Raw genomic sequence first — 22,041 nt, 5'->3', positions numbered from 1 at the left:
ATCCCTGGCATGCCCCTGACGCTGGACGACGTGGACCGGTTCGAAGCCTCCCGACCGCGACTGGAGGCCGTGGCCTACCGGATGCTCGGGTCGGCGAGTGAGGCCGAGGACGCCGTCCAGGAGACGTTCCTGCGCTGGCAGGCCGCCGACACCGGCCGTATCGAGGTCCCCGAGGCCTGGCTGACGAAGGTGCTCACCAACCTGTGCCTCAACCAGCTCACCTCGGCCCGGGCCCGGCGGGAGACCTACGTGGGGCAGTGGCTGCCCGAGCCGCTGCTCGCCGGGGATCCGATGCTGGGTCCGGCCGACACCGCCGAGCAGCGCGAGTCGGTCTCGTACGCGGTGCTCGTCCTGCTGGAGCGCCTCTCCCCGAACGAGCGGGCCGTCTACGTCCTGCGCGAGGCCTTCGACTATCCGCACCGGGAGATCGCGGAGATCCTCGACATCACCGAGGCCTCCAGCCAGCAGATCTTCCACCGGGCGAAGAAGCACGTCACCGACGGCAGGGCCCGTAGCCGCACCGAGATCGACGAGGCCGCCGCCCGGCGGATCATCGACGAGTTCCTCGCGGCCGCCGCCAGCGGCAGGACCGAGCCGCTCGTGCAGCTGCTCACCGGGGACGCCGTCGCGGTCGGCGACGGCGGCGGGAAGGTCCCGGCCCGCGCCAGGGCGTTCGAGGGCGCCCTCGCGGTCGCCACGTTCATGCGGGGCCTGTTCAAGCCCAGCGCGGCCAAGCGCGCCCTGGTCGGCGGCTCGCCCGAGGTCTACGCCTGGACCGCCAACGGCGACCCCGCCCTCGTGGTGCTCGTCGACGGCCGGGTCATCGGCGTCATGTGCCTGGAGGTCGCCGCGGACGGCATCGCCGCGTTCCGCAACCAGGTCAACCCCGACAAGCTCGAACGCGCGACCCGGCTGTGGGCCGCCGGCGACCATGGAGAGCCCCTGCTCAGGCTCTTCTGACCCGCCCTCCGGCGGTGTGACATGGATCACATCGCCTTCCTGTCAGGGAACGGCGGGCTGCCCGGTTCAAGTGGCGAACCGCTGAAGACAGCCGTCATGACAGGAGCCACGCCATGCAGCACCGCATCGTCGTCCTCGGAGCCGGCTACACCGGAGCCACCGCCGCCGGACGCCTCGCCCGGCGCCTGCACCGAGAAGACGTCGCCATCACCCTGGTCAACGCCGAGGCCGACCTCGTCGAGCGTGTCCGGATGCACCAGCTCGCCGTCGGCCAGGACCTCGCACCCCGGCCCTTCGACGCGATGTTCGAGGGCACCGGTGTCGCGCTCAAGCAGGGCACGGTCACCGCCGTCGACGTGGACGGCAGGACCGTCACCGTCGCCGCCCCGGAAGGCGCCGGGCAGCGCGAGGACGAGGTCCTGCCGTACGACACGCTCGTGTACGCCCTCGGCAGCGGCTGGAACGACCAGGGCGTGCCCGGTACCGCCGAGCACGCCCACGACATCTCCGGCCGCCCCGGAGCGCTCCGGCTGCGCGAGCGCCTGGCCGGCCTGACCGCGGGGGAAGCCGTGGTCGTGGTCGGCGGCGGCCTCACCGGAGTGGAGGCGGCGACCGAGATCGCCGAGGCCCGGCCGGAGCTGGACGTCGCCCTCGCCGTCCGCGGCGGATTCGGCGACTGGCTCTCGCCCAAGGGCGGCGCGCACCTGCGCAAGACCTTCGACCGGCTCGGCATCACCGTCCACGAGCACACCGACGTCACCGCCGTCGACGCCGACCGCGTCACCACCGCCGACGGCACGGTGCTCCCCGCCGCGGTCACCGTGTGGACCACGGGCTTCGCCGTCCACCCGATCGCACGGGCCACCACCCTGGAGGTCGCCGGCACCGGCCAGATCGTGGTCGACCGGACCATGCGCTCGGTGTCCCACCCGGACGTGTACGCCATCGGCGACGCGGCCCTGGCGATGGGCCCCGGGGACAAGCCGCTGCGGATGTCGTGCGCCTCGGGCGTCCCCACCGCCTGGCAGGCCGCCGACGCCATCGCGGCCCGGCTGACCGGCGCGAAGGTCCCGACCGTGCCGGTGCGCTACTTCAACCAGTGCATCTCGCTGGGCCGCAAGGACGGCCTGATCCAGTACGTCACCGCCGACGACCGCGCGAAGCCCGCGGCCCTCACCGGCCGGCTCGCCGCGTTCTACAAGGAGATCATCTGCAAGGGCGCGGCCTGGGGCGTCGCCCACCCGACGATCCTGCCGGTGCGGCGCCGCCGCGTCGTGCGGGAGCCCGCCCTCGTCACGGAGGGCGCGCCGGTCAGGACGGCGGCCTGACCCGTGGGGGCACCGGCCGTCTCAGACCGGGTAGGCGTGGGTCTGCGCCGCCTTCACGGTGGCCCAGACCTCCGCGCCCGGGTGCAGGCCGAGTTCGGCCGCGGCGACCGTCGTGAGGTCGGCGGCGACGGGCAGTTCACCGGTGAGGTCGGCCCGGATCTGGTCGCCGTGGGTCTCCAGACCGGCCACCTCGCAACGCCACAGGTTGCGGGCGCTGGAGCCGGTGGGCCGCTCGCGGTGCAGGGTGACCGCGCTGGGCGGGAACGCCACGAAGACCGGACCCGACAGGACTTCGGTGGTGGTGAGGGCCGGGCCGTCGGCGAGCCGCACGGTGTGGCCGTCGGCCTCGCCCCGGTAGAGGTTCAGACCGACCAGCCGGGCGATGTAGTCCGTGCGGGGGTGGCGGGCGATGTCGGCCGGGGTGCCCTCCTGGACGACCCGGCCGTGCTCCACGACCACCAGCCGGTCGGCCAGCACCATGGCGTCGAGCGGATCGTGGGTGACGAGCACGGCCACCGCCTCGAAGTCGGCCAGATGCCGCCGGAGCCGGGCGCGCACCTCCAGCCGGGTACGCGCGTCCAGGGCCGCCAGCGGCTCGTCGAGCAGCAGCAGCCGGGGCCGGGTCGCCAGCGCGCGGGCGAGGGCGACGCGCTGGGCCTGACCGCCGGAGAGCCTGCGCGGCTTGGCGCCGGCGTGCTCCGCGAGGCCCAGCCGGTCGAGCCACTGCGCGGCCCGCGCCCGGGCCTCCGCCTTGGTGGCGCCCTGGCAGCGGGGGCCGAAGGCGACGTTGTCGAGGGCCGTGAGGTGAGGGAAGAGCAGGTAGTCCTGGAAGACGACCCCGACGGGCCGGGCCTCCGGCGGCGTCCGCTCCAGCGCCGCGCCGTCCAGCCGCAGATGTCCGTCGGTGAGCGGGGTCAGACCGGCCAGCGCCCGCAACGCCGTGGTCTTGCCGGCGCCGTTCGGCCCGAGCAGGGCGACGACCTCGCCGGGTGCGACGCGCAGCGCCACCTCCAGGCGGAAGCCACCGCGGTCCACGACGAGGCGGGCGTCGAGTCCGGCCCCGGTGCCACCGGTGTGCGCGTCCTGCTCGTGGGTCTCGGTCATCCGGCACGCATCCAGCGGTCGCGCAATCCCGCCAGCACCGCGATCGACACGGCCAGCAGCACCAGGCTGAGGGCGATCGCGGCCTCCGGGTCGCTCTGCAGGGCCAGGTAGACGGCCAGGGGCATCGTCTGGGTACGGCCCGGGAAGTTGCCGGCGAAGGTGATCGTCGCGCCGAACTCGCCGAGCGCCCGCGCCCAGGCGAGGACCGCGCCCGCCGCGATGCCCGGAGCGATCAGCGGCAGTGTGACCCGGCGGAACGCCGTGAAGCGGGACGCGCCCAGCGTGGTGGCCGCCTCCTCGTAGCGCGGGTCGGCGGCCCGCAGGGTGCCCTCGACACTGATGACGAGGAACGGCATCGCCACGAACGCCTCCGCGATCACGACGCCGGTCGTGGTGAAGGGCAGGGTGATCCCGAACCACGCGTCCAGCCACCGCCCGGCGATGCCGTTGCGGCCGAGCGCCATCAGCAGCGCGACACCGCCGACGACCGGCGGCAGGACGAGCGGCAGGGTGACCAGGGCGCGCACCAGACCGCGGCCGGGGAAGTCCACACGGGCCAGCAGCCACGCCAGCGGCACGCCGAGGACCAGGCTCACCGCGGTCGCCGCCGTGGCGCACAGCAGGGACAGCCTGAGGGCCTGCCACACCTCCGGACTGGTCAGCTGCTCGGGCAGGCTCTGCCACGGGGCCCGGGCGAGCAGGGCGGCCGGCGGCACGATCAGGAAGGCCAGGCCGAGCAGTGCGGGGACCAGCAGGGGAAGCGGGACGCCCGTCCGGACACCCCGGCGCCGCGGACCGCCCCGGAGGGTGTCGGCCGCGGCGGGGGGCTTGTCGAGCGGGGACGTCACGGCGTGAGGAATCCCGCTCGGCTCAGGACCTTCTGGCCCTCCGCGGACCGCACCAGCGCGATGAACGCCTTGGCGGCCTCGGCGTTGTGCGCGTCCTTGAGCAGGGCGATCGGGTAGTCGTTGACGGCGCCGGCCGACTCGGGGAACTCCACGCCCTCCACCTTGTCACCCGCCGCGCGCACGTCCGTCCGGTAGACGACGGCGGCGTCGGCCTCCTTCAGTTCGACCTTCGTCAGCGCGGCCTTGACGTCCTGCTCGTAGGAGACGGGCGTGAGCTTCAGTCCGCTCGCGTCCAGCGCCTTCCGGGCGGCGGCTCCGCACGGCACCTCCTCGTCGCAGACCACGACCTTCAGGTCCGGGCCGGTGAGGTCCTCGAGGCTGCCGACCTTGTGCGGGTTGCCCGGCAGGGTGGCGATCTCCAGCTTGTTGCGGACGAAGGTCGCGGGCGTCCCCGAGGCGTCACCGGCACTGGTGACGATCTTCATCGTCTTGGGGCTGGCCGCGGCGAAGACGTCGGCCGGGGCGCCGCCGGTGATGCTCGCCGCGAGGGCGTCGCTGCCTCCGAAGCTGAAGGTGACCTTGGTACCGGGGTGCTCCTTCTCGAACTGCCGGCCCAGCGTCGTGAAGCTCTCCTTCAGCGAGGCCGCGGCGAACACGGTCACCTCGCCGGACAGCTTGCCCGACCCCGAGGAGCCCGGCTTCGCCGAGGAACCCGAGTCGGACGACGAGCAGGCACTCAGGGTCAGCAGGGCGGCGGCTCCCACCGCGGCCACCTGGAGGGGGCGGCGGGTCGGGCGCGCGGTGGAGGTCGGCACGGATCTTCTCCCTCGGCTGGGCATGTGCCGATGATAATGCCGCAGATGCGAGGGGAAAGTACCCTGTGGGTTCGCATGAGCCGGGGTTAAGATCTCCAGAGGTGGCATGTGCGTTCGTACGGGGGGGACGCGCCGGGCGGTGCTGGAGGGGCCCATCGGGACGCCTACTCGGTGCGGTCGCGCCGTCCGTGGTGTTCGAGAACCCAGCGGCCGAGAAGCGCCCCGCCGTAGACGACGTAGCCCACGCCGATGAGCCAGGACTCCACCACCAGGACGACGCCCATCGCCCCGTAGCTGATCGCGTTGGTGACGATGAGGGGGGTGAAGACGAAGTAGGAGAACATGCGCAGCCCGCCCAGCCCGAGCATGGTGGCCGCCGCGCCCGGGAGCAGATCACGCCAGCGGACCTGCCCGCCCAGCAGGAAGCGCTGACCCCACCAGAAGAACAGCACACCGGACGCCGAGCTCAGCGCGATCCGCTGCGGCCCCGAGACGAGGCTGCGCGTCTGCACCTCCTGGTACAGGTACGCCGTCATCGCGATCATCCACACCGCCTGCCGCCAGACGCGGTGCCACGGCCCCGAGGGCAGGCCCCAGATGCGCTCGTACCCGTTCTGCACACTGCCGCCGAAGGCGATGCCGAAGACGGCCAGCGCCACCCCGCCGAGCACGCTCGTGGTGCCGATGACCTTGCGCGGCGGGCTGATGATGTCCGTGAGCACCCGCGCGGACCGCCCCGACAGCCCCATGCCGTCGGCCAGCCACGAGGCGAAACCGCCCCGTGCCAGGGGGTCGGCCGCGGCGACCACGATCAGCAGCGGCGCCAGTGTGACCAGCGCGAGCGTGGCGAACCCGGTGGCCCGGTGCATCAACTCCACCTCACGGCCCCGCCGGACGAGGGTGTGCGCCCCGGCCCGCTCCCATCCGCCGTGCACCGAACGCCCCAGCCGCCTCACGGCAGCCGGCCCGCGCGGGTGCCCGCCGCCGTCGGTGGTGTGGTGACGGTCATGACTCGGCCCGCCTCCCGCTCCGTGCTCGGTCCGCTCGCGGACATCGTTGACCGTTCGGCGGCGGGGCAAACGCGGCAAACCGGGCGGCGCCCGCCGTGCGGCGAGAGCGGCGCCCGCCGGGTCAGAGCCCCACGAACTCCGCCCCCGCGTCCCGCAGCCGCTCGTGCAGCCCCCGGAACACCGCCGACGAGCGGACCCCCGGCCAGTCCGCGGGAAGCAGCTCGGACGGCAGGCCCGGGTCGGTGTAGGGGAGGTGGCGCCAGGAGTCCAGGGCCAGCAGGTAGTCCCGGTAGGCCTCCTCGGCCGGGGTGTCCTCGCGCTTCTCCCAGGCGTGCAGGACGCGCGCGTGGCGGTCGAGGAACGCCTCGTGCTCCTTGGCGATGGCCGCCAGGTCCCACCACCGGGCGACCGCCTCCGCGGTCGGGGCGAAGCCCAGGTGGTCACCGCGGAAGAAGTCGACGTACCCGTCCAGCCGCAGCCGCTGCAAGGTGTGCCGGGTCTCCTCGTACAGCCGCGCGGGCGCGATCCACACCCCCGGAGCGGCCGTGCCGAAACCGAGCCCGGCCAGCCGGGAGCGCAGTACGTGCCGCTTCTGCCGCTCCGACTCCGGCACCGAGAACACCGCGAGCACCCAGCCCTCGTCCTCGGGCGGAGCGGCGGCGTAGATACGGCGGTCACCGTCGTCGAGCAACTGGCGCGCGTCCGGGGACAGTTCGTAACCGGCCGCGCCCTGTGCGGTGCGGGCCGGTACGAGCAGTCCGCGTCTCTTCAGCCGCGACACCGAGGAGCGTACGGACGGGGCGTCCACGCCGGCCGCGGCCAGGAGCCGGATCAGTTCGGCCACTGGCACGGGGCCCGGCACGAAGCGGCCGTACGCGCCGTAGAGCGTGACGATGAGAGACCGTGGTGCATGCTGGTCGGACACGTTGATCATCTTAGGTCGTACGGATCATTCGCGGTCGCGTTCCGGTACCTCCGGTGCACGCAGTCTGAACCGCTGGAGCTTGCCGGTGGCCGTGCGCGGCAGCGCGTCCAGGAAGACGATCTCCCGCGGGCACTTGTACGGCGCCAGCTCGCTCTTCACGAAGGCCCGCAGCGCCTCGGCGTCGCGCGGCGCGCCCTCCTTGAGGACGGCGAAGGCCAGCACGACCTGGCCGCGGGCCTCGTCGGGCCGGCCCACGACCGCCGCCTCCACCACGTCGGGGTGCCGCAGCAGCGCGTCCTCCACCTCGGGGCCGGCGATGTTGTACCCGGCCGAGATGATCATGTCGTCGGCGCGGGCGACGTAGCGGAAGTAGCCGTCGGGGTCGCGGACGTAGGTGTCGCCGGTGACGTTCCAGCCGCCGCGCACGTAGTCCCGCTGCCGCGGGTCGGCGAGGTACCGGCAGCCGACCGGTCCGCGCACGGCGAGCAGCCCCGGCTGACCGTCGGGTACGGGTTCGCCGTCCTCGTCCTGCACGCGCGCGTGCCAGCCCGGCACCGGAACGCCCGTGGTCCCGGGCCGGATCCGCTCGTCGGCCGCGGAGATGAAGATGTGCAGCAGTTCGGTGGCGCCGATGCCGTTGATGACGCGCAGGCCCGTGCGCTCCTGCCAGGCCTGCCAGGTCGCCGCGGGCAGGTTCTCACCGGCCGAGACGCAGCGGCGCAGGGAGGAGAGGTCGTGCCCGTCGAGCTCGTCGAGCATCGCGCGGTACGCCGTCGGGGCGGTGAACAGCACGGACACCCGGTGCCGGGCGATGGCGGGCAGCAGCTGCCGGGGGCCTGCCTGTTCGAGGAGCAGGGCGCTCGCCCCGGCCCGCAGCGGGAAGACCACCAGCCCGCCGAGGCCGAAGGTGAAGCCCAGTGGGGGACTGCCCGTGAACACGTCGTCGGGGACGGGCTTCAGGATGTGCCGCGAGAAGGTGTCGGCGATCGCCAGGACGTCCCGGTGGACGTGCATGCAGCCCTTGGGACGGCCGGTGGTGCCCGAGGTGAAGGCGATCAGCGCCACGTCGTCGGCCGCCGTCGCGACCGGCTCGTACGGGGTCGTGGGCGCCGGGCGGTTGAGCAGGTCGTCCGGGGCGTCTCCGCCGTAGGTGGTGATCAGCAGGCCGGGGACCTCGGCCTTGGCCAGGTCGTCGACGGCCCGGATGTCGCACAGGGCGTGCCGCACCCGGGCGATCTCGCACATCGTGCTCAGCTCGTGCGGGCGCTGCTGGGCGAGCACCGTGACCGCCACGGCCCCCGCCTTCAGCACCGCCAGCCAGCAGGCCGCGAGCCAGGGGGTGGTGGGGCCGCGCAGCAGCACCCGGTTGCCGGGCACGACGCCGAGTTCGCCGGTGAGCAGATGGGCGACGCGGTCCACCCGGGCACGCAGGTCGCCGTACGTCCACGTCTCGCCGGTGCCGGTGAGGAACGCCGGGCGTTCGTCGGGCGGCCCGTTCAGCAGTTCGGCGGCGCAGTTGAGCCGTTCGGGGTAGTGCAGCTCCGGCAAGTCGAAGCGGAGCTCGGGCCATTGGTCCGGGGGTGGGAGATGGTCCCGGGCGAAGGTGTCGACGTGGGCCGTGCCCCGTGGATTCATACGGTTCGCCCCCTGTGGCGTGGTGGGCTCGCCCCTGGAGCGTATCGTGTTGGTGACGACAGTCAACGGTCCGCGATAGCCTCGGAGTGGCCCAGCCGGAACGCAGGGTGGCGGAGAAGGGACCGGCGATGACCGCATTCTCGCTCGAACCGGCACAACTCGCCTGGTGTGCGGAACTGCGCGCCCTGGCCGCGGAACGGCTCCGCCCGCTGGCCGACAAGGGTGAACCCGGGCGGGTGAACCGCGCGCTCGTCGCCGAACTCGGCCGCCTCGGACTGCTCGGACGCCTGTTCACCTCGGGCGCGCTCGACCTGTGCCTGATGCGTGAGTCCCTGGCCCACGCCTGCACGGAGGCCGAGACGGCCCTGGCCCTCCAGGGCCTCGGCGCGCACCCGGTCCACGCCCACGGCACCCGGGCCCAGCGCGAGCGGTGGCTCCCCCGGGTGGTCGCGGGTACGGCGATCGCGGCCTTCGCCCTGAGCGAGCCGGGCGCGGGCTCGGACGCGGCGGCACTGGAGCTTCGCGCGGCGGCGGACACCGCCGTACGGGAGGACCGGCCATCGCCCGCCCCTCCACCCACCGCCGATCCTGCCCTCACCGCCGCACGGGAGGACCGGGCGTCACCCGCCCCGCCCACGGCCGAAGCGGCCCTCACCGCCGCAGTCCCGCCACCCACCGCGGATCCGGCCCTCACCGCCGCCCCCGACGGCACCGCGCGCTGGCGGCTCAGCGGGGAGAAGTGCTGGATCTCCAACGCCCCCGAGGCCGACTTCTACACCGTCTTCGCCCGTACCACCCCGGGCGCCGGAGCCCGGGGCGTCACCGCCTTCCTCGTGCCCGCCGACCGTCCGGGCCTGACGGGCCGCGCTCTCGACATGCTCTCGCCGCACCCGATCGGAGCCCTGGACTTCGACGCCGTACCGGTGACGGCCGACGACGTGCTCGGTGAGACCGACCGGGGCTTCCGGGTCGCCATGGGCACGCTCAACCTGTTCCGGCCCAGCGTCGGCGCGTTCGCGGTCGGCATGGCACAGGCGGCCCTGGACGCCACCCTCGCCCACACCGCCGGACGGGACGCCTTCGGGGGCAAGCTCAAGGACCTGCAGGCCGTCGCGCACCAGGTCGCCGAGATGGCCCTGCGCACGGAGGCGGCCCGGCTGATGGTCCACGCGGCGGCGTCGGCGTACGACGCGGGCGACCCGGACGTGCCCCGGCGCTCCGCCATGGCGAAACTCCTCGCCACCGAAACCGCCCAGTACGTCGTGGACTCGGCGGTCCAGCTGCACGGCGCCCGGGCCCTGCAGCGCGGCCATCTGCTCGAACACCTCTACCGGGAGGTGCGCGCCCCGCGTATCTACGAAGGGGCCAGCGAGGTGCAACGCGGCATCATCGCCAAGGAGTTGTACGCCCGTCAGGAGGCCCGTTGAGCACCGAGCGCGTCAACCCGCCCGAGCTGTCCCCGCCGGCCGGCTTCTCCCACGCCGTGGTGGCCTCCGGGGCGCGCGTGGTGTTCCTGGCCGGCCAGGCCGCCCTCGACGCCGACGGCAAGGTGGCCGGCGGCACCCTGCCCGAACAGTTCGGGAAGGCCCTCTCCAACCTGCTGACCGCCCTCGCGGCGGCCGGCGGCACCCCGTCCGACCTGGCCCGCGTCACCGTCTACGCCACGGATGTCGAGGCATACCGCACGCATGCGCGTGAACTGGGCCGTATCTGGCGGGAGTTGGCCGGCCGGGACTACCCCGCCATGGCGGTCGTCCAGGTCGTCCGGCTGTGGGACACCGAGGCGATGGTGGAACTGGACGGCTTCGCGGTCCTGCCGTAGCGCGATGCCCGTGCCACCGCTCGGGGCGCCGCTGAGTTCAGGCCGCGACGGCCAGTCCCGCCGTCACCCGGCGGGGCTGCACCACGCGTCCGTCCGGCAGCAGTTCGCCGGTGTCGTCGAACAGGACCGTCCCGTCGCACAGCAGGTTCCAGCCCTGCTCGGGGTGGGCCGCGACGACGTGTGCGGCGGGGGAGTCGGTCGCGGGGCACTGGGGCTGGTGGGCACACATGGCGCACCTCCACGTCGGTAGGGCCATCCGAAGGATTCGTATGACGCGTACGGACCGACCATCCCGCCGTCCCTCGCTGATCGGAACGGCCCGGAGGGAAGCGTGACACGCCCCGGACCTTCCCGGGACGGTTCCACGACGGCCGGTGCGGACTCGCCACCGAAGGGGTGAGGATGACGGGTGCCGGCCCACCGGGCCGGTACGAGTGGAAGCCGCAATTCCACCCCTTTCGGGAGGTTTCCCTCATGCGTGTACGACCTCTTCTCGGCGCGGCGGCCGGGGCCGCGCTGCTCCTGCTCACAGGCGCCGGTGCGGCGCCCGCCACCGCGTCCGTCCTCGCCCCCACCGGCTCCGTCACGGTCGACGCCGTGGGCCGGATCACCGCCGACGGCACCGTCACCCTGTCCGGCACCTACCGCTGCAGCGGCTCCAGCGGCCCGGTCTTCGTCAGTTCCTCCGTGCGCCAGGGCGTGTCCACGGCCCGTCACGGCATCGGCGGCACCCGCGCGGTGTGCGACGGCGCCGAGCACCGCTGGGTGAACACGGGCCGGACCACGCCCGGCGCGCTGGTGGCCGGGGCGGCCCACGTCGAGGCCGGCGTGATGGAACTGCGCACCTTCAGCGGGCTGCCGCTGCCCACCTTCCACGCGGTCCAGGGCCAGGACATCACCCTCACCCAGGCCTGAGCGCGCCGACGTGCCCCCTCGGCGGGCGCCCCGGTGCCGGGACGCCCGCCGATCCTGTTTAATTGCGAAGTCTTTGCAACAGCAGGAGTGCGGCAACAAGGGGTGTGAGGTCACATGTCGACCCGTCGGATACGAGGGGCCGCCGTCACGGCGGCGCTGGCCGCGGCGGTCACCGCATGTTCGGCCCCCGGTGGCGGCGGCCCGGACGACGGCACGTCCGCGGGGTCGGTCGTACTCGGGGTGGCCTCCGAACCCGACACCCTCAGCCCGCTGCTGGGCTACGGCAAGGACGGCAACTCCAAGATCTTCGACGGGCTCCTCGCCCGCGACGCCGACCTGAAACTGAAGCCCGCGCTGGCGTCCGCACTGCCGAAGATCACCGACGGCGGCCGCACCTACACCTACACCCTGCGCGACGGCGTCGAGTTCAGCGACGGCGAACCGCTGACACCCGACGACGTCGTCTACACGTACCGGACCGCCCTCGACCCCAAGACCAACAACACCTTCAAGAGCGAGCTGGACGCGGTGAAGGAGGTCAAGGCGAGCGGCGACGACCGGGTCGTCTTCACCCTCAAGTACCCCTACGCGCCGTTCGCCGCCCGCACGGTGCTGCCCATCGTCCCCGAGCACATCGCGGGCAAGCAGGACCCCAACACCGGCTCCTTCAACACCGAGCCGGTCGGCACCGGGCCGTACGTCCTCAGCCGCTGGAGCAAGGGCGAGAAGCTCACCTTCAAGGCCAACCCCCGCTACTGGGGCGGCGCGCCGAAGGTGAAGACCTTCACCATGGCGGTCATCGCCGACGACGACGTACGCGCCACCCGCCTGCGCTCCGGCGACCTCGACGGCGCGGTCCTCCCGCCCAACCTCGCCGCCACGTTCAAGGGTGACGACGCCAGGCGCACCTACGAGGCCCGCTCCTACGACTTCCGGGCCGTCACCCTCCCCACCGCGAACAAGGTCACCGGCGACCGGGCGATCCGCCGGGCCCTGGACGCCGCCGTGGACCGCGAGGCCATGGTCGACAAGATCCTCGACGGCGCAGGCCGCCCGGCCTACGGCCCGCTGCCCGTCGACGACCCCGCCTTCAGCAGGCGCATCGAGCGCCCCCGCGACCTCGGCAAGGCCGGGAGGATCCTCGACGACGCCGGCTGGAAGCCCGGCGCGGACGGCATCCGCGCAAAGGACGGACAGCGGGCGTCCTTCATCCTGCTCTACCCCTCCGGCGACAAGGTCCGCCAGGACCACGCCCTCGCGTACGCCTCCGACGCCAAGAAGGCCGGCATCGAGGTGAAGGTGGAGAGCGCCACCTGGGAGGTCATCGAACCGCGCATGAAGGACACCGCCGTCCTCGCGGGCTTCGGCAGCACCGGCGACCCCGACTTCGGTCTCTACACCCTGCTGCACTCCTCCCTCGCCGGCGACGGCTTCAACAACATGGCGCGCTACGACAACCCGGCCGTCGACCGGGCCCTGGACAAGGGCCGCCGCAGCCAGGACCCGGCCGAGCGCACGGCCGCCTACGACACGCTCCAGCGGGCCCTGGTACGGGACCCCGGCTACACCTTCCTCACCCACATCGACCACCTCTACGTGCTGGCCGACCGCTGGACCGGCCTGAGCACCCAACTGGAGCCGCACGAGCACGGATTCGCCAGCGGCCCCTGGTGGAACATCGAGGACTGGCAGCCCAAGAAGTGACCCGCCTGCCCTGGGGAGCGATGGCACGACTGACGGGACGGCGGGCCCTGTCCGCCGTCCCCGTCCTGCTCGTCGTCACGTTCGGCGTCTTCGCCGTCGCCGCCGCCTCCCCCTTCGACCCCGTCAAGGCCTACGCCGGCACCGCCGCGCTCGGCGCCGACCGGCAGACCCTGGACCGGCTGGGCGAGAACCTCGGCGTGGACCAGCCCTTCGCCGCCCGCTGGTGGCACTGGCTGACCTCCGCGCTCACCGGCGACCTCGGCCACTCCAGCATCATGCGGCAGCCCGTCACCCAGGTCATCGGCGAACGGCTCGTCTGGTCCGCGCTGCTCTGCGCGGTCGCCTTCGCCGCCGCCGTGCTGCTGGGCACGGCCCTCGGCGTGCTCGCCGCCCGCCGGCCCGGCTCGCTCGTCGACCGGACCGTCACCTCCCTCGCCTACACCCTGGAGGCGGCCCCGGTCTTCTGGATCGCACTGCTCGCCATCTGGCTGTTCGCCCTCCAGTGGGACGTCCTGCCGGCGGGCGGACTGACCGACACCGGCAGCGAACAGGTCACCCCCGGCCAGGTCACGAGCCATCTCGTCCTGCCCGCCGGGGTCCTCGCCGTCTCCCAACTGCCCTGGTTCACCCTGTACGTCCGGCAGGGCGTCGGCGACGCGCTGGCCGAGGACCCCGTGCGCGGCGCCCGGGCCCGTGGCCTGAGCGAACGCACCGTCCTGCTCGGGCACGCCCTGCGCTCCGGGCTGCTGCCGGTGCTCACGCTCATCGGCTCCCGCGTGCCCGAACTCATCACCGGGGCCCTGCTGGTGGAGAGCGTCTTCAGCTGGCCGGGGATCGCCGCCGCCACCGTCGAGGCGGCCACCGCCGTCGACTTCCCGCTGCTCGCCGCCCTGACGACCCTGGCCACCGCCGCCGTGCTCGCCGGGAACCTGCTCGCCGACCTGCTCTACGGACTGTCCGACCCGAGGGTGAAGCTCAGTGACATGTGACGCACCGGCGCCCGCCGGCGCCCCCGCCGAGCCCGAGTGGCGCGCGCACGGACCGAAGCGCCGCTCCACCCGCGCCCTGCGCGTGCGCACCTCCGCCGCGCTGGTGGCCGCCACCGTCCTCGCCGTGCTGCTGGTGCCGCCGCTGGTCCAGCTCGACCAGCAGGCCGTCGACCTCGCCGCCAAGCTCCAACCACCCTCCTGGACGCACCCGTTCGGCACCGACGACGTCGGCCGCGACCTGCTGCTGCGCTGCGTCTACGGCCTGCGCGTCTCGCTGCTGGTCGGAGTGGCGGCGGCGCTGACCGCGACCGTGGTCGGCACGGCCGTGGGCGCCGCGGCCGGAGCGCTGGGCGGCTGGACCGACCGGGCCCTGATGCGGCTGGTCGACACCTTCTCGTCCGTGCCGCACCTGCTGCTCGGCATCTTCATCGTCGCCCTGTTCCGGCCCGGGGTGTGGCCGGTGGTGATCTCGGTCGCGCTGACCCACTGGCTGTCCACGGCCCGCATCGTGCGCGCCGAGGTGCTGTCGCTGCGGTCGCGGCCGTACGTCGACGCGGCCGTCTCCGGCGGGGCGTCCCGGTGGCGGGTGGCCGTACGGCACCTCCTGCCCGCCGTCCTTCCCCAGGCCGCGCTCGCCGCCGTGCTGATGGTGCCGCACGCCATGTGGCACGAGTCGGCCCTGTCCTTCCTCGGCCTCGGGCTGCCCAGCCACACGGCGAGCCTCGGCACCCTGATCCAGAGCGCCCGCGGCTCCCTCCTCGCCGGGCAGTGGTGGCCGACCCTCTTCCCCGGTCTCTTCCTCGTCGTCCCGACCCTCGCGCTCGCCGGACTCGCCGGAGCCTGGCGGGAGCGGATCAACCCCCGTCACCGATCGGAGCTGATGCTGTGAGCGCCGGTACGGAGTCCACGCGCCCCGCGCTGTCCGTCCGGGGCCTGTCCGTGCGGTTCCTCCTGCCCGGGGGGCGCCGCGTCGCCGCCGTCACCGACGCCCGGTTCGACGTCGCCCCCGGCGAGTGCCTGGCCCTGATCGGCGAGAGCGGCTGCGGCAAGTCCGTGCTGGCCTCCGCCCTGCTCGGGCTGCTCCCCGGCAACGCGCAGACCGCCGGCTCGGCCCGGCTCGGCGACCTGGACCTCCTCAGCGCCGGCGAACGGACCCTCGCCCGCACCGTGCGCGGACGGCTCATCGGCCTCGTACCTCAGAGCCCGGCCGCCCACCTCACCCCGGTGCGCACCGTCCGCTCCCACCTGGAGGAGACCGTCGCCGCGTTGACCGCGACCCGGGGCCGCGCCGCCCTGCGGGCCGCCGCCGAGGCCGCCGCCGAACGGGCCGCGTTCCCCGCCGACCACCTCGACCGCCACCCCCACCAGCTCTCCGGCGGCCTCGCCCAGCGCGCCGCCACCGCCCTCGCCCTGGTCGGGGACGCGCCCCTGCTGCTCGCCGACGAACCGACCACCGGACTCGACCGCGACCTGGTGGACCGCACGGTCGACGAACTGCGGCGACACGTCGACGAGCCGGGCGAGCACGGCGGCGGCCGTGCCCTGCTGATGATCACCCACGACCTGGCGGCCGCCGAGCGCATCGCCGACCGGGTCGCGGTCATGTACGCGGGACGGATCGTCGAACTCGCCGACGCCCCCGCCTTCTTCGGCACGCCCGGGCCCCGCCACCCCTACAGTCGCGGCCTGCTGCGGGCCCTGCCCGACCGTGCCTTCGTCCCCATTCCGGGCATGCCGCCCGAACTGGGCGACCTCCCGGCCGGCTGCGCCTTCGCCGCCCGCTGCGACCGGGCCACCGACACCTGCGCCGCCCCGCCGCCCCCCGGCCCGGTCGCCTGCCACCACCCGCACGTGCCGGAGGACGTCCGTGCTTGAACTGCGCTCCGTCACGGCCGGGTACGCCCGGCACACCCCGGTCGTCCGGGACGTCTCCCTCACCGTCGCCCCGGGCGAGTCCGTCGGCCTGCTCGGCCCGAGCGGCTGCGGCAAGTCCACCCTCGCCCGGGTCGCGGCCCTGCTGCACCGCCCCGACTCCGGCACCCTGCTCCTCGACGGCGCGCCCGTACGGCGCTGGCGCCACCGCGCCCCACGCGCCCTGCGCACGGCCTTCGGGGTCGTCTTCCAGCAGGCCAGGCTCTCCGCGGATCCCCGGCTGCCGCTCACCGACCTGATCGCCGAGCCGCTGCGCGCCACCGGCCGGGCGGAGGAAGTCCCGGCCCGGGTGGCCGAGTTGGCCCCGGCCGTCGGCCTCACCCCCGACCTGCTCACCCGGCGGCCGCACGAGGTCAGTGACGGTCAGCTGCAACGCGCCTGCCTGGCCCGGGCCCTGGTGCTGCGTCCCCGCCTGCTGGTGTGCGACGAGATGACCGCGATGCTCGACGCCTCCACCGCCGCCGCCCTGGTCGCGGCCGTCGAGGACTACCGCGCCTCGACCGGCGCCGCCCTGCTGGCCGTGGGTCATGACCGCACCCTGCTGGAGCGCTGGTGCGACCGCACCGTCCACTGGGACGCCCTGACCTGAGACCGGCCCGCCCGGCCGGGCGCGGGTCCGTCAGCGGACCCCCACGGCCGTCCGGGACCTTCGCCGGTCAGTGGCCGTGCGCATCAGTGGCCGTGCGGGTCAGTGGTCGTCCCAGTGGCCGTCGTGGGCCGCGTGGCGGTGGCCGTCGTGCACGTAGTCCGTGTGGTCGCCGTGCCGCACGGCCAGGTGGCCACAGGTGTCGCCGTGCTCGTGGTCGTGGTTCCGGTGCACCGTGTGGCCGGCGTGCGCGCACTCGTCGGCGTGCCCCTCGTGCATCCGGTGGATGTGGCCGTCGTGGGCGTAGTCGGTGTGGTCGCCGTGGGCGAAGGCGAGATGACCGCAGTCGTCGCCGTGGGTGTGCCCGTGGTTGTCGTGGGTGGCGTGCTCGGCGGTGGTCATGGGGGCTCCTCGCGTCTGCGCGGGACCGCTCGCGGGGCTCGCGCCGGGACCGGCGGGGCTCTGTGCCGACGTGGAGCGGTCTTCACCTGCAGTGTCGAGGCACCCGCTCCTGGCCGCACCCCGGGCGGGGGCGTGCGAGTGACGCGCGCGGCTAGCGCACCGCCACGACCACGCAGCTGTCGCCGTACTGCCACACCGGGCCTGCCTCGGCGAACCCGGCCTGCCGGAGCAGCTCCACGTGGGTCGGAAGGGGAAGGTCGGCGGGGCGGCCGGTGTCGGGTGCCGCGCGGCGGCGGCGCTCCGCGAGCAGGTCGGTCAGCTCCGGGTCCTCGCCGACCCCGGCCCACCAGGAGCCCCAGTCCTCCTGGGCGAACACGCGCTGGCGGCCGGCCCGGCACCGCCCGACGTGGGCGGTGATCCGGGCCGGGCCCGCCTCGCCCGGCGGGAGGTGGTCGCCGTTGACGAGCACGCCCCCGGGGCGCAGCAGCACGGCGAGCTGCCGGTAGGTGGCGAGCAGGGTGTCGCGGTCGAGGTAGTGCAGGGCCGTGGTGGAGACCGCCGCGTCCAGGGGCCGGTCCAGGCCCAGGGCCCACGTCCAGCCGGGCGCGCCGATCTCGGCGTCGACGTAGCGGGCCGCGTCCGGGTGGTGGGTGCGGCCCAGCTCCAGCAGGAGGGGGTCCCGGTCCACGGCCACGATCTCCGCGTCCGGCAGCCGCCGCACCAGCCGGGCCGCGAGGGAGCCGGGCCCGCAACCGAGGTCCACGACGAGCGGGCGGGCGGCTCTCCCCGCCGTGGCGTGCTCGACGACATCGGCGATCACCGTGAACCGCTCCTCGCGATCGACGGCGTACCGCTGCTGCTGGAGCTCCCAGCGCTCCACCCATCGCTCCGCCGTCGCCAGACTCAGCCCCATCCGGTCGCGTCACCTCGCCGTATCGCACCTGACTCCTGCCGGGACCGAGCCTACAGGTGGAAACGGTTCCCATTACGCGTAGCGGGCGGTGTCACGGAAGTGAGGCGAGAACCGACAACAGCCGGTCGATCTCCTCAACGGTGTTGTACACATGCAGGCTCACCCGCACCGAACCGGTCTTCTCGCCCGCGTCCCCCTGACAGTGATGGTCGGAGCGGACCATGAACCCGTGGCTGAACAGGATGAACCCCAGATCGCCCGAGTCGATGGCGCGGTGCCGCAGGGTCACGATGCCCAGGCGGCGCTGCACGGCCGTGCCGGCGGCCAGACTGAGCGGGCAGCCGAGAATCTCGTAGGCGTCCAGCCGGCGCAGCCCCTCCGTGAGCCGGGTCGCGAGGTCGGCCGTCCAGCCCTCGATCCGGTCGAGGCCCGCCGCCTCCAGCCAGTCCAGCGCCGCCTCCAGCGAGGCGATGCCCACTGTGTTCGGGGTGCCGCTCCACCCCCCGGGCACGAACGCGGGCCCCCGCGCCTGCCGGGCCCACACCGCCCCGGAACCGGGCAGGGCCAGCGCCTTGTGCCCGGAGAACACGACGAAGTCCACGTCCAACTCCGCCACCGAGAAGGGCAGATGGCCGACGCTCTGTGCCGCGTCCAGGCAGATCACCGCCTCCGGTCCGACGGCCTCCCGGATGCGCCGCACGTTCATGTCACCGCCGTACACGTGGTGCACATGGGTGGTGGCGACGAACCGGGTGCGCGCGCTCGCCCGTGCGGCCAGCACCCGGTGGTCGTAGTCTCCCGAGCCGCTCTGGTACGGCATCGGCAGCACCCGGATGCGCACGCCCTCGCGGGCCAGCAGCCGCTGCGCCTCCCGCCACGGCGCGATGTTGGCCTGGTGGTCGGCGTCCGGGACGACGATCTCGTCCCCGTCGCGCAGGAAGCCCGGCAGCCAGTCACGGGCGACGGTCCGCAGCCCCTCGGTGGTACCGCCCGTGAAGTGGACGGCGGAACTCTCCGGCCGGGGGTCGCCGAGGAACCGCGCGACACGCTCACGGGTCCGCTCGACCAGCTCCGTGGTCCGGTTGGCCCAGGTGTAGGTGCCGCGCGCGGAGTTGGCGTTGGACGTGGTCAGGTACGTCTGCACGGCGTCCAGCACGGCCTGCGGCTTCTGCGCCGTGGCCGCGCTGTCGAGGTACGCCAGCTCGGGGTGCCCGGTGACGATGGGGAACTGGGCGCGCAGGGCCCGCTGCCACGCGGGGCCGGCCGTGGGGGAGTTCGGCGCGGTCATGCCGGTCAGTCCCGCACCAGGGGCGCGCCCGCGTCCCGCCAGGCGATGATGCCGCCGGCCAGGCTGCGCACGTCCGGGTGTCCCATCCGGGTCAGCAGCGCCGCGTACCGCGCGGACTGCTCGCCGACCGGGCACGCCAGCAGCACCGGCCGGCGCCGGCTGAACGGCAGCCCGCCTCGCAGGAGTTCGGCGAACAGCTCGTCGACGATGTTCACCGATCCGTCGATGTGCAGCGCCGCGTAGGCGTACGGGCTGCGCAGATCCACCACGAGCGGCCCGTCGGCGTCGATCCAGCGCCGGGCCTCGGCCACGGTGACCGACGGCGCCCCGCGGACCTCGGCGTCGGACAGGTCGGCCGGTGAGTTCGCCCGGGGCGGCCGGCCCAGCAGATCGGGGCGCCGCTGCCGGACGTAACTCAGATAGCTCTCCACCCGGTCGCAGACGATGAACACCGCCGTCCGCCGCTCGGCCGACTCCTCGTCGACGGTGCGCAAGTGCCGGACCGCGCCGAAGTAGGCGGCCCCGCCGGTGGGCCCGCCGAGGATGCCGCAGCGGCGGTTCAGGGTCAGCATCCCCTCGATCGCCTCGTCGGAGCTGACCGACTCCATCGTGTCGTACGTCTCCGGGTCGAACAGGCCGACCTCCTGCACCTCGTCGATGGTGCGGATCCCCGGGATGAAGTCGGACTTGGCCGAGACCAGCCCGACCACCCGCACCGACGGATCCTCCTCGCGCAGGGCGCGGGCCACGCCCGTGGAGGAACCGGCGGTGCCCACACACGCGACGAACCAGTCCGGGACCCGGCCGTCCAGATCCTTGACGATCTCCGGCCCGGTACCGGTGAGATGGGCCTCCGTGTTGCGCGGGTTGAAGTACTGGTCGGTGTGCACAAAGGCGCTGCCGGACGCGGCCAGCGTCCGGTGGAACAGGGTCAGCGGATCGTCCGTGGCGGTCGGGTCGAGACACTCGCTCTGCCCCGGCAGCTCCTCGATCTCCGCGCCGAGCAGCAGCAGGAGGTCCTTGATCTCCGGCACCCGCATCCGGTTGGTGACGCTCCGGAAACCCAGGCCGTGCATGCCCGCGATGACCGCCAGGGCCTTGGCCGTGTTGCCGCTGGACAACTCGACCACCTGGCTGCCGTGTTCCACCGCCTCCGGCAGCAGCGGTCCCGCCATGTTCCAGGCGGCCCGGTCCTTGACCGAACCGAAGGGGTTGAGCATCTCCAGCTTGGCGTACAGGTCGATGGTGCGCAGGCCGTGCACGGCCGGGTCGATCCGCACCAGCGGGGTGTTGCCTATCGCCTCGGTGATGCTGTCGTACCTCACGGGGCTCCCCTCGAGGGCGTGATCGGCCAGAACTGGTCGTCGAGGCACCAGCGCCAGGCGTCGCCGTCCTGCCAGGCGGCCACCTTGCGGGCGGCGGGCTGGTGCTGGGCGCGCGTGGCGTGGAAGTCCATGGCGTAGCCCGCGGTGTTGGCGAAGGCCAGCAGGTCGCCGGCTTCCGGGCGGCGGGGCAGGAACACCGCGCGCCGGGTGATCAGGTCGCTCTCCAGGCAGAGGCTGCCGAAGAGGTGCACGGCGACGGGCCCGCCGCCCGGCCCGGCCCGGCCGCCGGGGACCACGACCGGGTCCATCAGCACCCCGTGGTCCTCCAGGGCGATGTCGTCCGACTTCGCCGCCAGCCGTACCTGAAGCGGCCCGCCGGACAGCGGGTCACGGACCTCCAGGACCCGCGCCAGCGACAGCCCGCACTGGTCCAGCAGTGCCCGTCCGGGTTCGCTGTACAGGTCGTACAGGTGCTCCAGCAGCAGCGCGGCCAGCGGGCGCCCGCCCATCGAGGCGGCGGGCCGGGCCAGCAGCTCGTCCAGGTAGGCGGCGCCGGCGACGGGCCGGTGGGCGGGGTACACACCCAGCGCGCCGCGCACGGTGCCGGACTCGTTGCGCAGCCCGTAGCCGTGCCCGCCCCACGTCAGCGGCGGGCGCCGGCCGAGAACGGCCTCCGTGAGCCCGCTCGTGTACGCCTCCCACTGCTCCCGCTCGGCCAGATAGCTGACGCCGAACCCGCCGCCGATGTCCACGGCCCGCGGCCGTAACCCCCGGGCCCGGCACGACTCCAGCACGCCCAGGCACCCTTCGACCGCGGTGGCCTTCTCCGTGACGCTCGTCGTGTCCAGATGGAACGCCACCCCCACCGCGTCGACCGCGTCGGCGTGCCGCTCGACCGCCTCCAGCAGCGGCCCCGACTCCCCGACGGGCGTGCCGAACCGGCTGCGCCGGCTCAGCACCTTCACGCCCGACGCCTCGAAGCCCGACAGCCGCAGCAGCACCCGCACGGGCGCGAGCGCGTGCTTGCGCACCAGGGCCGCGAGCTGGTCCAGCTCGGCGACGGCGTCCACGCCGACCGTGACCCCCGCCCGGGCCGCCAGCCACAGGAACTCGGGGTTCTTCGGGCCCGTGGCCATGATCCGGCCGGCGTCGAAACCGGCCCCCAGCGCGTGCTGCAACTCGCCCAGCGACGCGACGTCCACGCCCGCGTCCGTCGCGGCGAGCCGTCTCAGCAGGGCACTGGACCGGTTGGCCTTGTGGGCGTAGAAGACCTGGCCCGGCAGCCGGTGCGCCCGGTACACCGACCGGAACCGCTCCAGGTTCTCGGCGATCTGGTCCGGCACCACGACGTGCAGAGGTGAGCCGAGCGCGTCGACGAGGCCGTGCAGCGTGGCGTGGGCCGCCATGAGCGACCTCAGCCGCGGCTCCAGCCGCGGTTCGAGGTACAAGGGCCGGCCGTCCATGCGCGCTCCCCCTCCTGAAGCCGCAGCGCCCGGCAACCGGGCACGTCGGACACTCCCCGCGTTTCGCCGTATGACCC

Annotated in this window: 22 protein-coding genes; 10 read left to right on the top strand and 12 right to left on the bottom strand. The window is 73.9% G+C overall.

Annotation, left to right across the window (positions count from 1 at the left end; genetic code table 11):
- The first annotated feature begins 9 nt into the window (after positions 1-9).
- Together sigJ and ACFV20_RS18575 are read left to right on the top strand one after the other, a co-directional pair.
- Positions 10-960 (top strand): RNA polymerase sigma factor SigJ, encoded by a 951-nt coding sequence (gene sigJ, locus ACFV20_RS18580; protein WP_385657882.1) that lies wholly within the window; start codon positions 10-12, stop codon positions 958-960.
- A 113-nt stretch (positions 961-1,073) separates the two neighbouring features.
- Positions 1,074-2,288 carry an NAD(P)/FAD-dependent oxidoreductase gene (locus ACFV20_RS18575; protein ID WP_385657880.1) on the top strand — a complete coding sequence of 405 codons (1,215 nt, stop codon included), beginning with the start codon at positions 1,074-1,076 and terminating at the stop codon, positions 2,286-2,288.
- A 21-nt stretch (positions 2,289-2,309) separates the two neighbouring features.
- Here ACFV20_RS18575 and ACFV20_RS18570 read toward each other — a convergent pair whose 3' ends face one another.
- The 6 genes from ACFV20_RS18570 to ACFV20_RS18545 form a co-directional block, all read right to left on the bottom strand.
- The gene (locus tag ACFV20_RS18570; protein ID WP_385657878.1) at positions 2,310-3,392 is read right to left on the bottom strand and encodes an ABC transporter ATP-binding protein; all 1,083 of its coding nucleotides are present in this window, start codon (positions 3,390-3,392) and stop codon (positions 2,310-2,312) included.
- On the bottom strand, positions 3,389-4,240 hold the full coding sequence (gene modB, locus ACFV20_RS18565; RefSeq protein WP_385657876.1) for a molybdate ABC transporter permease subunit: 852 nt from the start codon (positions 4,238-4,240) through the stop codon (positions 3,389-3,391). Before modB ends, ACFV20_RS18570 begins: the two co-directional genes overlap by 4 nt.
- A complete protein-coding gene (gene modA, locus ACFV20_RS18560; RefSeq protein WP_385657874.1) occupies positions 4,237-5,079 on the bottom strand; it encodes a molybdate ABC transporter substrate-binding protein in 843 nt (280 codons plus the stop codon). The genes modB and modA overlap by 4 nt, the downstream gene beginning before the upstream one ends.
- Positions 5,080-5,219: 140 nt before the next feature.
- On the bottom strand, positions 5,220-6,011 hold the full coding sequence (locus ACFV20_RS18555; protein WP_385657872.1) for a ribonuclease BN: 792 nt from the start codon (positions 6,009-6,011) through the stop codon (positions 5,220-5,222).
- A 175-nt stretch (positions 6,012-6,186) separates the two neighbouring features.
- The gene (locus ACFV20_RS18550; protein WP_385657869.1) at positions 6,187-6,999 is read right to left on the bottom strand and encodes a PaaX family transcriptional regulator C-terminal domain-containing protein; all 813 of its coding nucleotides are present in this window, start codon (positions 6,997-6,999) and stop codon (positions 6,187-6,189) included.
- 15 nt (positions 7,000-7,014) lie between these two features.
- Complete coding sequence (locus ACFV20_RS18545; RefSeq protein WP_385657868.1) at positions 7,015-8,625, bottom strand: AMP-binding protein; 1,611 nt, start codon at positions 8,623-8,625, stop codon at positions 7,015-7,017.
- Positions 8,626-8,753: 128 nt separating this feature from the next.
- Between ACFV20_RS18545 and ACFV20_RS18540 the strand changes: the two genes are divergently transcribed.
- Positions 8,754-10,052: an acyl-CoA dehydrogenase family protein gene (locus ACFV20_RS18540; protein WP_385657866.1), complete on the top strand. Its 1,299-nt coding sequence runs from the start codon at positions 8,754-8,756 to the stop codon at positions 10,050-10,052.
- Positions 10,049-10,447: a RidA family protein gene (locus ACFV20_RS18535; RefSeq protein ID WP_385657864.1), complete on the top strand. Its 399-nt coding sequence runs from the start codon at positions 10,049-10,051 to the stop codon at positions 10,445-10,447. Before ACFV20_RS18540 ends, ACFV20_RS18535 begins: the two co-directional genes overlap by 4 nt.
- A 37-nt stretch (positions 10,448-10,484) precedes the next feature.
- Here ACFV20_RS18535 and ACFV20_RS18530 read toward each other — a convergent pair whose 3' ends face one another.
- Complete coding sequence (locus tag ACFV20_RS18530; protein WP_385657863.1) at positions 10,485-10,676, bottom strand: DUF5999 family protein; 192 nt, start codon at positions 10,674-10,676, stop codon at positions 10,485-10,487.
- 245 nt (positions 10,677-10,921) lie between these two features.
- Between ACFV20_RS18530 and ACFV20_RS18525 the strand changes: the two genes are divergently transcribed.
- The 6 genes from ACFV20_RS18525 to ACFV20_RS18500 all read left to right on the top strand — a co-directional run bounded on the left by ACFV20_RS18525 (position 10,922) and on the right by ACFV20_RS18500 (position 16,576).
- Entirely contained in the window at positions 10,922-11,362 is a 441-nt protein-coding gene (locus ACFV20_RS18525) for a DUF6299 family protein (RefSeq protein WP_385657861.1), read from the top strand.
- Between the two features lie 114 nt (positions 11,363-11,476).
- Entirely contained in the window at positions 11,477-13,066 is a 1,590-nt protein-coding gene (locus tag ACFV20_RS18520; RefSeq protein WP_385657860.1) for an ABC transporter substrate-binding protein, read from the top strand.
- 20 nt (positions 13,067-13,086) lie between these two features.
- Positions 13,087-14,055: an ABC transporter permease gene (locus tag ACFV20_RS18515; protein ID WP_385657859.1), complete on the top strand. Its 969-nt coding sequence runs from the start codon at positions 13,087-13,089 to the stop codon at positions 14,053-14,055.
- Positions 14,045-14,944, top strand: a complete 900-nt coding sequence (locus ACFV20_RS18510) for an ABC transporter permease (RefSeq protein ID WP_385657857.1) — start codon at positions 14,045-14,047, stop codon at positions 14,942-14,944. Before ACFV20_RS18515 ends, ACFV20_RS18510 begins: the two co-directional genes overlap by 11 nt.
- Positions 14,941-15,930 (top strand): ABC transporter ATP-binding protein, encoded by a 990-nt coding sequence (locus ACFV20_RS18505; RefSeq protein ID WP_385657856.1) that lies wholly within the window; start codon positions 14,941-14,943, stop codon positions 15,928-15,930. Before ACFV20_RS18510 ends, ACFV20_RS18505 begins: the two co-directional genes overlap by 4 nt.
- Positions 15,923-16,576, top strand: a complete 654-nt coding sequence (locus tag ACFV20_RS18500; RefSeq protein ID WP_385657854.1) for an ABC transporter ATP-binding protein — start codon at positions 15,923-15,925, stop codon at positions 16,574-16,576. The genes ACFV20_RS18505 and ACFV20_RS18500 overlap by 8 nt, the downstream gene beginning before the upstream one ends.
- A gap of 99 nt (positions 16,577-16,675) precedes the next feature.
- Here the strand turns inward: ACFV20_RS18500 and ACFV20_RS18495 are convergent, their stop codons facing one another.
- The 5 genes from ACFV20_RS18495 to ACFV20_RS18475 all read right to left on the bottom strand — a co-directional run bounded on the left by ACFV20_RS18495 (position 16,676) and on the right by ACFV20_RS18475 (position 21,964).
- Positions 16,676-16,975: a hypothetical protein gene (locus ACFV20_RS18495; RefSeq protein ID WP_385657852.1), complete on the bottom strand. Its 300-nt coding sequence runs from the start codon at positions 16,973-16,975 to the stop codon at positions 16,676-16,678.
- A 151-nt stretch (positions 16,976-17,126) separates the two neighbouring features.
- Entirely contained in the window at positions 17,127-17,888 is a 762-nt protein-coding gene (locus tag ACFV20_RS18490) for a class I SAM-dependent methyltransferase (protein ID WP_385657851.1), read from the bottom strand.
- Positions 17,889-17,979: 91 nt separating this feature from the next.
- Positions 17,980-19,176, bottom strand: coding sequence for an aminotransferase class V-fold PLP-dependent enzyme (locus ACFV20_RS18485; protein WP_385657849.1), 1,197 nt, complete (start codon positions 19,174-19,176; stop codon positions 17,980-17,982).
- Between the two features lie 5 nt (positions 19,177-19,181).
- Positions 19,182-20,501, bottom strand: coding sequence for a pyridoxal-phosphate dependent enzyme (locus ACFV20_RS18480; protein WP_385657848.1), 1,320 nt, complete (start codon positions 20,499-20,501; stop codon positions 19,182-19,184).
- Complete coding sequence (locus ACFV20_RS18475) at positions 20,498-21,964, bottom strand: alanine racemase (RefSeq protein WP_385657846.1); 1,467 nt, start codon at positions 21,962-21,964, stop codon at positions 20,498-20,500. Before ACFV20_RS18475 ends, ACFV20_RS18480 begins: the two co-directional genes overlap by 4 nt.
- Between the last annotated feature and the right edge of the window lie 77 nt (positions 21,965-22,041).

The organism is Streptomyces sp. NPDC059696, assembly GCF_042733745.1.
Classification (GTDB): Bacteria; Actinomycetota; Actinomycetes; order Streptomycetales; family Streptomycetaceae; genus Streptomyces.
This window is presented reverse-complemented; position numbering and strand designations above follow the sequence as displayed.